General features: G+C 64.8%; 11 protein-coding genes. 8 read left to right on the forward strand and 3 right to left on the reverse strand.

The window, feature by feature from the left end; translation table 11 throughout:
* Positions 1–65 precede the first annotated feature (65 nt).
* The 5 genes from SO180_RS08625 to SO180_RS08645 all read left to right on the forward strand — a co-directional run bounded on the left by SO180_RS08625 (position 66) and on the right by SO180_RS08645 (position 4,561).
* Positions 66–1,151: a cytochrome-c peroxidase gene (locus SO180_RS08625; RefSeq protein WP_449378384.1), complete on the forward strand. Its 1,086-nt coding sequence runs from the start codon at positions 66–68 to the stop codon at positions 1,149–1,151.
* Positions 1,152–1,177: 26 nt separating this feature from the next.
* Entirely contained in the window at positions 1,178–1,498 is a 321-nt protein-coding gene (locus SO180_RS08630) for a plastocyanin/azurin family copper-binding protein (protein ID WP_449378385.1), read from the forward strand.
* A gap of 28 nt (positions 1,499–1,526) precedes the next feature.
* Positions 1,527–3,185, forward strand: coding sequence for a methyl-accepting chemotaxis protein (locus SO180_RS08635; protein WP_449378386.1), 1,659 nt, complete (start codon positions 1,527–1,529; stop codon positions 3,183–3,185).
* 173 nt (positions 3,186–3,358) lie between these two features.
* A complete protein-coding gene (locus SO180_RS08640) occupies positions 3,359–3,667 on the forward strand; it encodes a hypothetical protein (protein WP_449378387.1) in 309 nt (102 codons plus the stop codon).
* Between the two features lie 75 nt (positions 3,668–3,742).
* The gene (locus tag SO180_RS08645) at positions 3,743–4,561 is read left to right on the forward strand and encodes an aspartate dehydrogenase (RefSeq protein WP_449378388.1); all 819 of its coding nucleotides are present in this window, start codon (positions 3,743–3,745) and stop codon (positions 4,559–4,561) included.
* A 6-nt stretch (positions 4,562–4,567) separates the two neighbouring features.
* On the opposite strand, the gene SO180_RS08650 is transcribed toward SO180_RS08645, so the two are convergent.
* The 3 genes from SO180_RS08650 to SO180_RS08660 form a co-directional block, all read right to left on the reverse strand.
* Entirely contained in the window at positions 4,568–5,869 is a 1,302-nt protein-coding gene (locus SO180_RS08650) for a PQQ-dependent sugar dehydrogenase (protein ID WP_449378389.1), read from the reverse strand.
* A 174-nt stretch (positions 5,870–6,043) separates the two neighbouring features.
* Positions 6,044–8,791 carry a hybrid sensor histidine kinase/response regulator gene (locus SO180_RS08655; RefSeq protein WP_449378390.1) on the reverse strand — a complete coding sequence of 916 codons (2,748 nt, stop codon included), beginning with the start codon at positions 8,789–8,791 and terminating at the stop codon, positions 6,044–6,046.
* Positions 8,788–9,831, reverse strand: a complete 1,044-nt coding sequence (locus SO180_RS08660) for an ABC transporter substrate-binding protein (protein WP_449378391.1) — start codon at positions 9,829–9,831, stop codon at positions 8,788–8,790. Before SO180_RS08660 ends, SO180_RS08655 begins: the two co-directional genes overlap by 4 nt.
* A gap of 651 nt (positions 9,832–10,482) precedes the next feature.
* Here SO180_RS08660 and SO180_RS08665 point away from each other — a divergent pair.
* From SO180_RS08665 to SO180_RS08675, 3 genes are all read left to right on the forward strand, one after another.
* Complete coding sequence (locus tag SO180_RS08665) at positions 10,483–11,436, forward strand: sugar-binding protein (protein ID WP_449378392.1); 954 nt, start codon at positions 10,483–10,485, stop codon at positions 11,434–11,436.
* Between the two features lie 27 nt (positions 11,437–11,463).
* A complete protein-coding gene (locus SO180_RS08670) occupies positions 11,464–12,966 on the forward strand; it encodes a sugar ABC transporter ATP-binding protein (protein WP_449378393.1) in 1,503 nt (500 codons plus the stop codon).
* A gap of 12 nt (positions 12,967–12,978) precedes the next feature.
* Positions 12,979–13,867, forward strand: an 889-nt coding sequence (locus tag SO180_RS08675; RefSeq protein WP_449378394.1) for an ABC transporter permease, incomplete at its 3' end; no start/stop codon positions are given.

Raw genomic sequence — 13,867 nt, forward strand, 5'->3', positions numbered from 1 at the left:
TCTGGCGTTTCATTGCGTCGAAGCTTTTTGGTGTCGCGAATGACACGTTTTTTTGGGGACATTGTATGCCGGTGCGCGGCTCCTATCGCTCGATCGCCTTCCTTGCGACGATCGCCTCGGCTGGTCTTGGCGTTCTCGGCTTCAGCACGATCGGTTTTGGCGCGGCCGTCGTCGGTGAAAGCCGGAAGGTCGAGATCACGCAGAAGGCGTCGGGCGGACTTGATGCCCTGAAGGCGCAATACCGCCGGCCGACGACGATTCCGTTTCCCAAGGATGATCCGTACACGCCCGAGAAGGCTGCGCTCGGCAAGAAACTCTATTTCGATACGCGCCTGTCGGTGAGCTCGGCGCAGTCTTGCGCGAGTTGCCACAGTCCCGGCTTCGGCTGGGGCGACGGGCTCGCTGTCGGTATCGGTCACGGCATGGCGAAGCTCGGACGCCATTCGCCGACCATCGTCAACGCCGCCTGGAGCGCGATCTTCATGTGGGACGGGCGTCTTCCGACGCTCGAGGAGCAGGCGCTCGGCCCGATCCAGTCGCCCGGCGAAATGAACATGAAGCTCGACGATCTGTTGGCGCGCCTTTCGAGCATTCCCGAATACAAGCCGTTGTTCGACGCGGCCTTTCCCGGCGAAGGCATGAAGGCGAAGACACTCGCGCAGGCGATTGCCACCTATGAGCGCACCATCGTCTCGGAGCGCGCGCCGTTCGACGTCTGGATCGACGGCAACGAGAAGGCGATCTCGGAAGACGCCAAGCGCGGTTTCGCCGTGTTCAACGGCAAGGCGCAGTGCGCCGCCTGCCACGAGGGCTGGAATTTCACCAACGAAGGTTTTCAGGACATCGGTCTGCCGAGCAAGGATGTCGGTCGCGGCGAATATCTGCCCGGCGTCGTCAAGATGCAGCACGCCTTCAAGACTCCGGGCCTGCGCGAGATCGGCCGCCGCAGCCCCTATATGCATGACGGCTCGCTCGCGACCCTCGAGCAGGTGATCGACCACTACGACCATGCCGGCGTCGATCGTCCCAGCCGCTCGGACCTGATGCGGCCGCTCGGGCTGACGGTCCAGGAAAAGGCCGATCTCGTCGCCTTCCTCAAGACATTGACCAGCGAACTCGGTCCAACGGCCGTGCCGGTCCTTCCACGCTAGCAACGATCTTCAAAAAGGATATCCCCATGCGTACACTCGCTCTGTTCACCGGCGTCATCATCTGTGGTCTTTCGGTCGGCGCCTACGCTGCGACCGAGGTGATTCACCAGCAGGGCCGCGTCTTCTCGTCCGAAAGCATCTCGGTCAAGAAGGGCGAGGCGGTCACGTTTCTCAATGACGATACGGTGCCCCACAACATCATGTCGGCCACCAAGGGCAACGAGTTCAATCTCGGCTCACAGGCGCCGGGCACCTCGACCGATGTCTCCTTCAAGGAATCTGGCGACGTGCAGGTGATCTGCGCGATCCATCCGCGTATGAAGATGATGGTCAAGGTGACGGACTAACGGGCCCGCCGGGTACCGGAGATTGATGATGTCGATACGTTACAAGATTTTCGGTGCCTTCAGCGTCGTCGTCCTGCTCGCCTGCGCGATCGCTTTCTACGGTATTCGCGCGATAGGCAATTCCGGCGACATGGTCGTCAAGCTCTATGACGGACCCCTGATGGGGATCAACCATGCGCGCTCCGCCCATGCGGCCCTGCACGAGGCGCGCCTCGTGCTCCAGCGCAGCCTGGTTGCCGGCGCCTCGGGTGACATGGTCACGAAATTCGAAAGACTGGTGCGCAGCAGCTTCGAAGACCTCAATGTTGTGCGTGAACGCACGCCGTCGCCGTCCGTTGCAGCGGCGCGCGAGAAGGCCGAGAACCAGCTCAGGGACTGGTCGGGCGCTGCACTCAAAATCCTCAAGCCGTCGCCCGGCGGGGTGACGGAGATTCCGACGAGCTTCCTGCTCGCCGAGCAGGGCGATCGCCTGATGGCCTCGATCGACGATCTCGTCGAGCTGGTTGCAGCCTATGGCTACGAGTATCGCACTGCCGCAGAAGGGGCGGTGGAGCAGGCGCGCACCACGATGTTATCGGTTGCGGTCGGTACGGTGATGATCGGGCTGATCATCGCGCTCGCCTTCTCCTACTCGATGAGCCGGCCGATCTCGGCGGCGGTCCGGGTTGCCGAACGTGTCGCGGCCGGCAATTTCACCGATGAGATCTCCGTACGTCGCAGCGACGAGCTGGGCCGGCTCCTGAAATCGCTCGCCGTCATGCAGGCGAGCCTCAAGGCCCGCGCCGATGACGATCTGGCGCTGATTGCCGCCAAGGACCAGAGCAGCGCCGCGCAGAGCAACCGCCGGCAGCGCCTGGAAGCCGAGATCGATGCCTTCCGATCCGCCTTCAGCACGGTGCTAAGCAACACCGATCGCATGACCGGTGAACTGACCGACACGGCGCAAAACCTCGCCTCCACCGCGCGCACTGCGGGCACGCAATCGAGCGAGGCGGCATCAACCGCCAAGGAAACCTCGACCAACGTCCAGACGGTCGCGAGCGCCGCGAGTCAGCTCGGCGAATCCGTCCAAGCGATCACGTCCCAGCTTGCCGATGCGACCACGATCGTGCAGCGCGCCTCCGGCATGGCGGAAGCCGCGAACCAGACGATCGGCCGGCTGGCCGTCGCCGCGCAGCAGATCGACGAGGTGGTCGGCTTTATCCGTACGATTGCCGGGCAGACCAATCTGCTCGCGCTCAACGCCACGATCGAAGCTGCGCGCGCCGGCGAAGCGGGCAGGGGCTTTGCGGTCGTCGCCTCCGAAGTGAAGGCGCTTGCGACCCAGACCGCGAAAGCGACCGAGGACATTTCTTCGCAAATCACCGAGGTGCAGTCGGCAACGCGCCATGCCGTCGACAATGTCGGCGCCATCGCGCTGATCATCGGCGAGATCGACAGCTTTACCGGACGCATCGCGGCGGCCGTTAGCCAGCAGAATGCCGCTGCCGGCGAGATCTCCAGAAACATCGGCCAGGCGGCCAACGGCACCGCCGTTGTCGCACGCAGCATCGCCGGAACGGCAGAGGCGACCGACAACGCCAACCGGTCGGCTGACATGGTGCTTGCCACCGCGCACGATCTCTCCAACCAGGCGATGCAATTGCGCTCGTCGGTCGACCGCTTCCTGGCGAACGTGGCTGCGTGAGCGAAAGCTTCGGCGCCTCCCTTTTTGCGCCTCAATTTGAGCGTGTGTTTGCGCCCTCACGATGAGAACAGTGGGGAAGCATGCAGTTCAAACGAATATTGGCAGGCGCTGCAGTCGGCGGTCTGATTTTGGGGTGCGCTTCGGTCTCTCCGACCTACGCGGCGGGGTGCACGGTGGACAAGCTTCAGGGCGCCTATGTCTTCGACGGACGGGGCACCAACGTGCACTACGGGGTTTTCAATTTCGATGGCGGCGGCAGGTTCTCGGGCAAGCAGACCTCGATCCGCCAGACGAACAGCGCGGCGCGCGAGACGCTTCAGGGCACATATACCATCAACGCTGATTGCACCGGTGCCATGATCATGGACGGCCAGCCCGGCGGCACCGCGCATTGGGATATCTTCGTCACGTCCGACGGCAAGAAGGGGCGGATGATCCGCACCGATGCCGGCATTCACGGCGTGCGCACCTTCGAGCAGTGAGCTGACCGCGGACGAAGCGGCTTTGCGCACACCTGACGCCTGAGCTATGAAAGGCCTTGCGAAGGAGAGGTGCGCATGGCCGATCATCGGAAGGAGCTGCGGGTTGCGATCGCGGGATTGGGCTCGATCGGCACGAAGATCGCCGCCGAGCTCGATCGCGGCATCGAGGGCCTCGTCCTGACGGCGATCGCCGCACGCGATCCCGACAAGCATCGCCCATTTCTGAGCGGCCTGCACCAGCCGGCAGCCATCATGCCCATCGAGCAGCTCGCCGAGGTGGCCGATATCGTCGTCGAGTGCGCGCCGAGCCATCTGTTGCGCAGCATCGTCGAGCCCGTGGTGAGGCGAGGGAAGGCGGCGGTCGTCGTCAGCGTCGGCGCGCTGTTGGACAATTCCGACCTCATCGATCTCGCCAAGACCCATGGCGGCCGCATCATCGTGCCGACGGGTGCGCTGATCGGGCTCGATGCGGTCAACGCGGCAGCCGTCGGCACCATCCATTCGGTCAGGATGGTCACGCGTAAGCCGATCGACGGTTTGAAGGGTGCGCCGTTCATCGTGCAGAACGGCATCGACATCGACAATTTGCGCGAGCCGCTCAGACTGTTCGCGGGCACCGCGCGGGAGGCGGCCAAGGGCTTTCCGGCCAATCTCAACGTCGCGGTCGCGCTGTCGCTGGCGGGCATCGGCCCCGATCGCACCATGGTCGAGATCTGGGCCGATCCGACCGTGACGCGCAACGTGCATCGCATCGAGGTGGAGGCGGATTCCGCGCGCTTCTCGATGGGAACTGAAAACATTCCCTCGGAGAACCCCAAGACCGGCATGATCACGGCGTTGTCCGTGATCGCCCTGTTGCGCAAGCAGCGCGCCACGCTCAGCGTCGGGACGTGAGCGTGCTTACGCGCCCGTCACGCGCCAGATGACGTTGCCGACGTCGTCGGCCACCAGCAGCGAGCCGTCAGGCCCGAGCGCGACGCCGACCGGCCGGCCATAGGACTCCTTCTCGTCGGGTGCGAGGAATCCCGACAGGATGTCCCGTGCAGGACCAGAGGGTTTGCCGTTCTCGAACGGCACGAACACGACCTTGTAGCCGCTCAACGTCGAGCGATTCCAGGAGCCGTGCTGGCCGATCACCATGCCGTCGGGGAAGCCGGGCAAGGTGCCGGCTGGCATCCAGCAGAGCCCGAGCGAGGCGGTGTGTCCGCCGAGCGCATAATCCGGCGTGATCGCCTTTGCGACCATGGCTGCATCCTGCGGCACGCGGTCGTCAACGGTCTGGCCCCAATAGCAATAGGGCCAGCCGTAAAAGCCGCCGTCGCGCACCGAGGTCAGGTAATCTGGCGGGGTCTCGTCACCAAGCCCGTCACGCTCGTTGACGACGGTCCAGAGCGCGCCGGTGTTCGGCTCAAAGGCAAGGCCGACAGGATTGCGCAGGCCGCCGGCGAAGATGCGGCTTGCACCGCTTGCAAGATCGAGCTCATAGACCGCGGCGCGGCCTTCCTCGACCTCCATGCCCGTCTCGGCGATGTTGCTCAGCGAGCCGACGCCCGCATAGAGTTTCCTGCCGTCCGCGCTCGGCAACAGGCTGCGCGTCCAGTGTCCGGCCGGCTTGAAAGTGACGAGCGTGCGTCCAGAAGCCTTGATGCTTTCCGCGCCCGCGACATAGGGAAACGCGACCACGCCGTCGGTGTTGCCGACATAGAAGGTGTCGCCGATGAGCGCCATGCCGAACGGCTGGCTCAGTCCATCCATGAACGTTCCACGCTGCTCTGCGACGCCGTCGCCGTCCGCATCACGCAGCCGCGTGATGCGGTTGGCGCTGATGCCGAGCGCGGCGGCGCGCCGCATCGTCGCCTGCATCGCATAGTGAAACACGCTCCTCGGCGGACCCGCTATCTGCGTTGCCTCGGCGATCAGCACGTCGCCATTCGGCATCACGTTGATCCAGCGCGGGTGGTCGAGCCCGCTCGCGTATGCGTTGACCTTCAGTCCGGGCGCGGCGACCGGCGTCTCGCCATCGCGCCAGCCACGCGCGGTCGGCATCTTCAGCGTCGGGATGGCGCCTTGCGGCTTGGCTTCCGGAATCTGCGGTGCTCCGCCCCAGGCCGGTTGTGGCTGGGTTTCCGACATCCGCCGCCAGACGAGCGCAGCTCCGCCGATCAGCGCGACGATGCGCGCGAACACGCTGGAAAAACTCATGAAAATCCCCTGTTACGCCCGCGGAACCGATCCGGCCTGCGTGGCTGTCGCGATGGTCCTGCGGTCAGCCCGCTAGTAGAAGGCAGACGCAGATGACAGTAGTTATACGATCTTACCGTTTCCAATCGAATCGCCGAGATTGCATAGCGCTCCCTTGTCAGGGCGCTTCCTCCCTTAGAAATCCTGCCCGCCCTGGTTGGCGGGCCTCTTTTTGGGCCGCCAGGACTCCGGTGCAGGCGCGCGCCTTTCTTCGGCGCGGATCAGGCCAGCCAGCGCTTGCAGGGATGCCTGCCGGAGCGTGTCCAGCTCAAGGGCTGCGATCCGGCACTCCCCAATCGACATCGATGCGGCCGCAAGCTCGATCGCGTTGCAGGCTTCGAACAGGCGGACGAGGCCAAGCGCGCTGGCGGCGCTGCCGAGCCGGTGCGCGGATTTCGCAAGCTGCACGCGATCATCCGCGGCTACGGCCCGCATGATGTCTGCAACCAGCGTCTCACTCGTCTCTTCGAGCAGTTCGCAGAGCGCAGCGATCTGCTGCGCGCCCAGCAGCTCCTTCTGATCGCTCAGGAAACGCTCGTCGATCAGCGTGCCTGCGGCCAGCCGGGCTGTCTCCGATCCCTCTTGCAAATCGTCTTCGAGCGCGTGGCGCAGGTTCTTGATCAGGATTGGCTTGCCGACGATCTTGCTGATCCCGGCACCGGCGAGGCGCTCGCGCGCATTCCGCGACACGTCCGCGGTCACCGCAATGATGCGCGGCATCTGCTGCAATCGAAGCTCCCGGATGCGCGCCGCAGCCTCCACGCCGTCCATGTCGGGCATGTGCAGGTCCATCAGGACGACATCGAACGCCGCGCGGCGGACCTGCTCGACCGCCGACGCGCCGTCTGTGGCAATCACGGCATGGTGCCCGAGCCGGCCGAGCATGGCTTCGCCGATCTCGCAATTGACGGGATCGTCGTCGACCAGCAGTACGCGCAGCGCGCGCGATGGCGCGCGCGGCCCCCCCTGGGAGGTCTCGGGCTCGGCAAGTGCGAGCGGGACTGCGAGGTGGAACACGCTCCCGGAGCCCGGCGTGCTTTCCAGCGTCACGTCCCCGCCCATCAGTCGCGTCAGGCGGCGGGCGATCGCAAGCCCTAGCCCGGTGCCGCCGAAGCGTCGCGCAATACTGTCGTCGGCCTGCACGAAATCCTCGAAGACCCGCTCGTGCATGTCGGAGACGATGCCGATACCGGTATCGGCGACGGCGACGCGGAGCAGCGGGGCATCCTGTCGCTGCGTGAGCGCGGCCCTGAGCGTGATGCTGCCCTTCGCGGTGAACTTGACGGCGTTGCCGATGAGATTGAGCAGCACGCGATTGAGCCGCACCGGATCGCCATGCACATGCGCATTGAGGCTCGCATCGCAGGAGAGGTCGAATGTCAGCCCCTTCGCCACCGCCTGCGGACGCATCAGGTCGGCGGCCGTCTGGATAAGCTGGTCGAGGCGGAAGTCGCGGGTCTCCAGTGCTTCCGTGCTCGCTTCAAGCCGGGCATATTCAAGGATCGCATCCACCAATGCGATCAGGGTTTCACCAGATCCGGCCGCGGTCGTGAGGTGTCGCCGCTGCGTCTCGTTCAGGATCCCATCGTCGAGCAGTTGCAACACGCCCATGACGCCGTTGAGCGGCGTACGGAGCTCATGGCTGACTATGGCCAGGAAGCGCGACTTGGTCTCGTTGGCCTCAACGGCGGCGCTGCGCGCGCGCTCAGCGGCATCGTGCTCGGCGAGCGCATGATCACGGGCCTTTTCCAGCTCAGCCGTGCGTTCGGCGACCTTCCGCTCCAGCGTCGCATAGGAATCGCGCAGATGCGCGGCCATCACGTTGAACTGGTCGCCGAGCGCCTCCAGCTCGTCATTGGTGTTGATGGCGAGGCGCAAAGAGAGATCTCCGCTGCCGATCCGCTTTGCGCCCTGCGTCAGCATCTGGATGGGGACGGTCATGCGCCGGCTGAGCAGGAACGCTGCCAGAACGGCGAATGCGAGCAGGGCGACCAGCAGGAATGTCGAGCGCCCGATCGAGGCGTAAATCGGCGCATAGGCTTCGCTGATCGGCAGCTCGACGAAGACGAGCCAGCCGAGCGGAGGGACCGTTGCGTAGGTCGACAACACGCGCCGCTGCGCCAGGTCATCCTTGACGAATCCTCCCGCGGCGGGCGGGGTGCCGGCAAGTGCCGCCTGGACGTCGGGACGATTGGAAAGATCGGTGTGGCGCAGCGCCGGCCACAAGTCCGGATGTGCGATCAACTGTCCCTCGCGATCGACGACATAGGCCTTGCCGGTGCTGCCGACCTTGATCCTGGCGACGAGATCCCAGATGAAGCGCAGATTGACCTCGGCGACCGTGACTTGCGGATCGTTTCCGCCGCCGAGAACGGCAAGCGTCATGAACGGCTCGGTATCACCGAAGAAGTAGACCGGTCCGTAGTAGATGCCGCTAGCCCTGGCGCCGAGAAAAGCTGGCGAGGCCGCAAGATCGGCCTGGCTGCTGACCTTGTCGGCGAGGCGGCGTGAGACGCGGACCTGCTCGCGTCCGCGGGCATCGAGCGTTGCGATCTCGGCGATGGCGGGTGAGAGGCGCAAGAGACGGATGGCGTTCAGCCGCTCATCCTCCTGTGCCGACAGATCCGGCGGCAGGCGCGAGAGCCATTTGAGCTGGCTCTCGATCTGACCGATGAACTGGCCGATCTGGATCGCAGCCGATGCGGCCTGTTCGCGCTGGGTTGCCGCGAGGAGCTGCTTCTGCTCGCGGTAGGAGAACCAGACCTCGAGCGCAGTGTTGACGGCGAGCGCCGCGAAGGCGAGCGCGACGAACGAATAGAGATATTTGCGGAACAGCCGGCTCGGAGGCGCGCGCGAGGTGTCGTGGTCGGCCGGCTCGCTCACTCGCGGATCTCGTCGGCGCGTGCGAGCAATGTGGCCGGCAGCTTCAGCCCCAAAGCGTCAGCGGCCTTGCGATTGATCAGAAGCTCGTATTTGCGCGGCGACTGCACCGGAAGGTCGCCCGCTTTGGTCCCGCGCAGGATGAGGTTGACATAATCCGCCGAGCGCACCTCGAGAGAAGCGCCGTAGCTCATCAGCCCGCCGACGTCGATGAAATAGTGAAACGGATAGATCACCGGGACGCGGTGCTGCGCGGCGGCGTTGACGATGGTGCGCCGGTTGATGACGAGGAAGGGGTCGACGAGCGCGATCATCCCGCCCGGGGGCGCACCGGCATAGCCGCGAATGGCCTGGTCTATGCCGGTTGTGTCGTTGACCGGCAACGGCGTGACGGTCACGCCCAAGGACGCGGCTTCGGATTCGATCGAGTCGAGAAAGAAACGCCCGGCGCGCGGAGCGGTCGCAGGATTGAAGAGCACACCGACGCGCGCGATGGCGGGAGCTGCTTCCCGCAGGAGCTGAAGCCATTTGCCGCCCATTTCGGCGGTGCCGTTGGTGAAGCCGGTGACGTTGCCGCCGGGTCTCGCGAGACTCTCGACGAAGCCATTGCCGACGGGATCGTTGGCGGTGGCGAACACGATCGGGATCGTCTTGGTGGCCGCCGTCAGAGCTGCGGTCTCGATCGTCGACGAGGTCAGGATTACGTCCGGCTTGAGTGCGAGGATTTCCCGGATCGCAGCTTCCTGCTGCGCTGGGCCGCCGAAGCTCGAACGCGTCTCGTAGCGGACATTGACGCCTTCCACCCATCCGCGCTCGGTCATTCCCTGGATCAGAGCGCTCAGTCGCGAGGCAGCGCTCTCCGGTGCACTCCGGTTCGTCAGGGGGTCTCCGAGCGGCAATCCGATCAGGGAGGCGACGACGCGGACCCGGTCCGGCGATGCGGCGAGCGCAAGCCATCCCGCGGCCGATGCACCGGCGAGGCGAATGAAGTTTCGGCGGTCGACCGCCACCGGGGCGAGGGGATGCGCGGACTGCCCGGTCATGAAATAGACTGCACGATGGCCTGTTCCAGCCGGTGTGAATAGCGTGAAAGCGCGGTGATCACAAATGGTGAGGGATCGTGCCTGTGAATGCTCGTTCGCAGCTACCGGGCGTGAGAGCCTAACGGGAGTTTCTTTGCGGCCATCCGTCGAGACGCCCGCGTTTTGGCAGGAGACGAGACTGCAGGATGCCATAATTCCGAATTCTGTCAATGTGAAATTTGAGCGGTGGAAATGCCCGGGCGTCGGTGGGATTGGCGCCGGCGGCGCACGTGATTTCTCATTTAGCGAAAACAACCCCATGCAAAGTAGAAATCGTAGCCCGGGGTAAGCGAAGCGTGATCCGGGATCGCAGCCCGCGGGGCAAACCTGGATTGCGCTGCGCTCCATCCAGGCTTCGGGCGCCGGGTTGACTTGCCTGCCCAACCGAAGCGAATGCGCCCTCGGTTGCGCGCCCGGAGGGATTCTGGTACGTTTGAGGTGCGTGCCTCATTTTTTTCTTCCTTGCAGGCTGGAGCCGACGGCGCCCGCGACTTCCGTTGATCCGGAGCGGCGCTTCGTTGGTCCAGTGGTGGGGAGAAACAGGGTGGCTTGCGTAAATGACATGAAGAGTTGGCCGCGATCGACGGTCGACCGCTTAAAAGGGAGGGATGAATGAAGCGTCTCTTGGTTGCAGGTGTCTCCGTTGCGTTCGCGGTCGCGCTGGGTCTCGGCTCGGCCAACGCGGCGGACAAGAAGGTTCTGGCCTTCGTCGTGAACGGCGCGTCCGACTTCTGGAAAATCGCCGAAGCCGGCGTCAAGAAGGCGCAGGGCGAACTGCCCAATTTCGAGCTTCAGTTCAAATATCCGGAGCAGGCCGCGGCCGCCGTGCAGCAGCGGGTGATGGACGACCTCGTCGCGGCAGGTGCTGCCGGCATCATGGTCAGCGCGGTCGATCCCAAGAACCAGACCGAGCAATTGAACAAGGTCGCTTCGCAGACGGTGCTGTTCACGACCGACAGCGACGCGCCGGCCTCCAAGCGCGTGGCCTATATCGGTTCGTCGAACACCGATCTCGGCAAGGAAGCCGGCAAGCTGATGCTGAAGGCGCTGCCGAGCGGCGGCAAGTGCGTCGGCTTCGTCGGTCTGCCCGGCGCCGACAATGCCCGCGAGCGCATCGAGGGCGTCAAGGAAACGATCAAGGGCTCGAAGGTCGAGCTCGTGGACGTTCGCGGCGACGAGATCGACCAGACCCGCGCCAAGCGCAACGTCGAGGACATCCTCGCCGCGATGCCCGACGTGAGCTGCCTCGTCGGCTTCTACTCCTACAACACGCCGCGCATCTACGAGGTGCTCAAGGAGGCCGGTAAGCTCGGCAAGATCCAGATCATCGGCTTTGACGAGGATCCGATCACACTCGGCGGCGTCAAGGAAGGCAGCATCGCCGGCACCGTCGTCCAGCAGCCGTTCGAGTGGGGCTATCAGGGCATGAAGCTGATGGCCGCCTACATCGGGGGCGACAAGTCGGGCATTCCGGCAAACGGCATCATCATCGTTCCCGGCAAGGTCATCGACAAGGCGAATGTCGACGACTTCATGGCATCGATGAAAGCGATGCTCAAGAAGTAGGGGTGTCAGCGCTGCTCGCAGCCGCCAATGCCTGAGCCGTTCCTCGAATTGGTCGACATCAGCAAGACCTATCCCGGCGTGGTCGCCCTCGACCACGTCGACCTCAAGGTCGCGCCGGGCGAGGTGATCGCGCTGATCGGCGAGAACGGCGCGGGCAAGTCGACCTTGATGCGCGTGCTCGGCGGCGTCGTCGAGCCGAGTGGCGGCCTCATCCGGGTTGACGGCGTCGAGCGGGGCTCGTTCACCGTGGCGGAGGCGATCCAGGCCGGCATCGCCTTTGTCCACCAGGAGCTCAATCTCTTCGACAATCTCGACGTCGCCGGCAACGTCTTCATCGGTCGCGAGCCGGTCCATGGCGGGCCGCTCAGGCTGATCGATCGGCAGGCGCTCTATGCGAAGGTGCGGCCGTTGCTGGAACGGCTCGGCGCCGACTTCGAACCCGACGCGCCACTCGCCGAGCTGTCGCTCGCCCAGCGCCAGCTCGTCGAGATCATGAAGGCGCTCTCGCTCGACGCGCGCCTCGTCATCATGGACGAGCCCACCTCGAGCCTGACGCTCACCGAGACGGACCGCTTGATGCGGGTCATCGCGGGCCTCAAGGCTGACGGCGTCAGCATCATCTTCATCACACACCGCCTCAACGAGGTGATGCAGTGCGCCGATCGCGCGGTGGTGCTGCGCGACGGGCGGATGGTCGGCGCGCTGACCCGCGCAGAGCTGTCGCCGGCCGCGATGATCCGCCTGATGATCGGGCGCGACCTCAAATCGCTGTACGTTCCGCCGGCAGCTCCTCCCGGCAAGGCCGTGCTCGACATCGTCGAAGTCGTTACCGACACATATCCAGAGCGCGCCGTCAGCCTGTCGGTGCGCCGCGGCGAGATTTTGGGGCTTGCGGGCCTCGTCGGATCGGGGCGCACGGAACTCGCGCGGGCCATTTTCGGCGTCGATCCCTTGCGCGGCGGCGCGATCAGGCTGGAGGGCACGCCGATCCGCATTTCCAGTCCCCGTGCCGCGATCGAGCACGGCATCTATCTCGTCCCGGAGGACCGCAAGAGCTCCGGCCTCCTGCTCGACTTCTCGATCGCCGAAAACATCTCGCTGCCGGATCTGTCGTCCTACTTGCGGCTCTGGCTCGTGAACACCGCGCGCGAGACCGAGAACGCCCGCCGCCAGCGCGAGCGCCTCAAGATCCGCGCGCCTGACGTCGAAACCGCCGTGGGCTCGCTGTCCGGCGGCAACCAGCAGAAGGTCGTGCTCGCCAAATGGCTGTCGATGCGGCCGAAAGTCTTGATCTTCGACGAGCCGACGCGCGGCATCGACGTCGGCGCCAAGCAGGAGATCTATGACATGCTGCGCCGCCTGACCGATGCGGGCGTCGCGGTCCTGATGATCTCCAGCGACATGGAGGAGGTGATCGGGGTGAGCGACCGGATCGCGGTCATGCATGAGGGCGCGATCTCCGGTTTCCTTGATCGCAGCCAGTTCAGCGAGCACAATGTGCTGCAACTGGCAGTCGGCCACACAATCTGAGGCGAGGGGCCCTTGAACAAGAAAGATCTGAGCCTTTTGGTCCTGATCCTCGTGGTCGGCGCGGTCGTCACCTTCATCAACCCGCGCTTCCTGCTGGTCGGCAATCTCTCCAATACCGCCAACCAGGTCGGGATGTTCGGCATCTTCTCTATCGCGGAAGCGTTCGTCATCATCATCGGCGGCATCGAGCTGTCGGTCGGCTCGGTCATCGCGCTGCTCGGTGTGCTCTTCATCGACCTCATCGTCAATCACGACGTCAACTGGATGCTGGCCTTTGCGGCAATCATCGCCGGCGGGCTCGCGATCGGCCTCGTACACGGCACGCTCGTCACCAGGATGCACATCCAGCCTTTCGTGGTGACGCTCTGCGGACTTCTGATCTATCGCGGCGCCGCGCGCTACTACACCGAGGACGCGACCGCCGGCTTCGGCTTCGGCGCGAGCTTTCCGACGCTGGAATGGCTGACCGCGGGACGCACCAATGTGCTGGGCTTTCCCTTGCCGCACAGCGTGGTCGCGCTGTTCATCGTCGCTGCGGTCGCCTGGGTGCTGCTGCACCGTTCCGTGTTCGGCCGCTATCTCTACGCCGTCGGCAAGAACGAGGAAGCGGCGCGCTATTCCGGCATCCGCTCCGATCGCGTCGTTGTTTCAGCCTACATCATCTGTGGCGGGCTGACCGCGTTCGCCGCGATCCTGATTGCGATGTACACCCGATCGATCTCGCCGGCGGTGCACGGCTCCTTCTACGAGCTCTACGCGATAGCCGCCGCGGTGCTCGGCGGCTGCTCCTTGCGCGGCGGCGAGGGCTCGATCATCGGCGTCGTGCTCGGCACCGTGCTGCTTCAGGTGCTGCAGAATCTCGTCAATCTCCTGGGCATTCCGAGCTCGCTGAATTTCGCCG

Source organism: Bradyrhizobium sp. UFLA05-112 (assembly GCF_053572325.1).

Excerpts from the sequence above, each read along its gene's own strand:
- SO180_RS08625 (WP_449378384.1), top strand. The coding sequence starts at position 66 with ATGCCGGTGCGCGGCTCCTATCGCTCGATCGCCTTCCTTGCGACGATC.
- SO180_RS08630 (WP_449378385.1), top strand. The coding sequence starts at position 1,178 with ATGCGTACACTCGCTCTGTTCACCGGCGTCATCATCTGTGGTCTTTCG.
- SO180_RS08635 (WP_449378386.1), top strand. The coding sequence starts at position 1,527 with ATGTCGATACGTTACAAGATTTTCGGTGCCTTCAGCGTCGTCGTCCTG.
- SO180_RS08645 (WP_449378388.1), top strand. The coding sequence starts at position 3,743 with ATGGCCGATCATCGGAAGGAGCTGCGGGTTGCGATCGCGGGATTGGGC.
- SO180_RS08650 (WP_449378389.1), bottom strand. The coding sequence starts at position 5,869 with ATGAGTTTTTCCAGCGTGTTCGCGCGCATCGTCGCGCTGATCGGCGGA.
- SO180_RS08660 (WP_449378391.1), bottom strand. The coding sequence starts at position 9,831 with ATGACCGGGCAGTCCGCGCATCCCCTCGCCCCGGTGGCGGTCGACCGC.
- SO180_RS08665 (WP_449378392.1), top strand. The coding sequence starts at position 10,483 with ATGAAGCGTCTCTTGGTTGCAGGTGTCTCCGTTGCGTTCGCGGTCGCG.
- SO180_RS08670 (WP_449378393.1), top strand. The coding sequence starts at position 11,464 with ATGCCTGAGCCGTTCCTCGAATTGGTCGACATCAGCAAGACCTATCCC.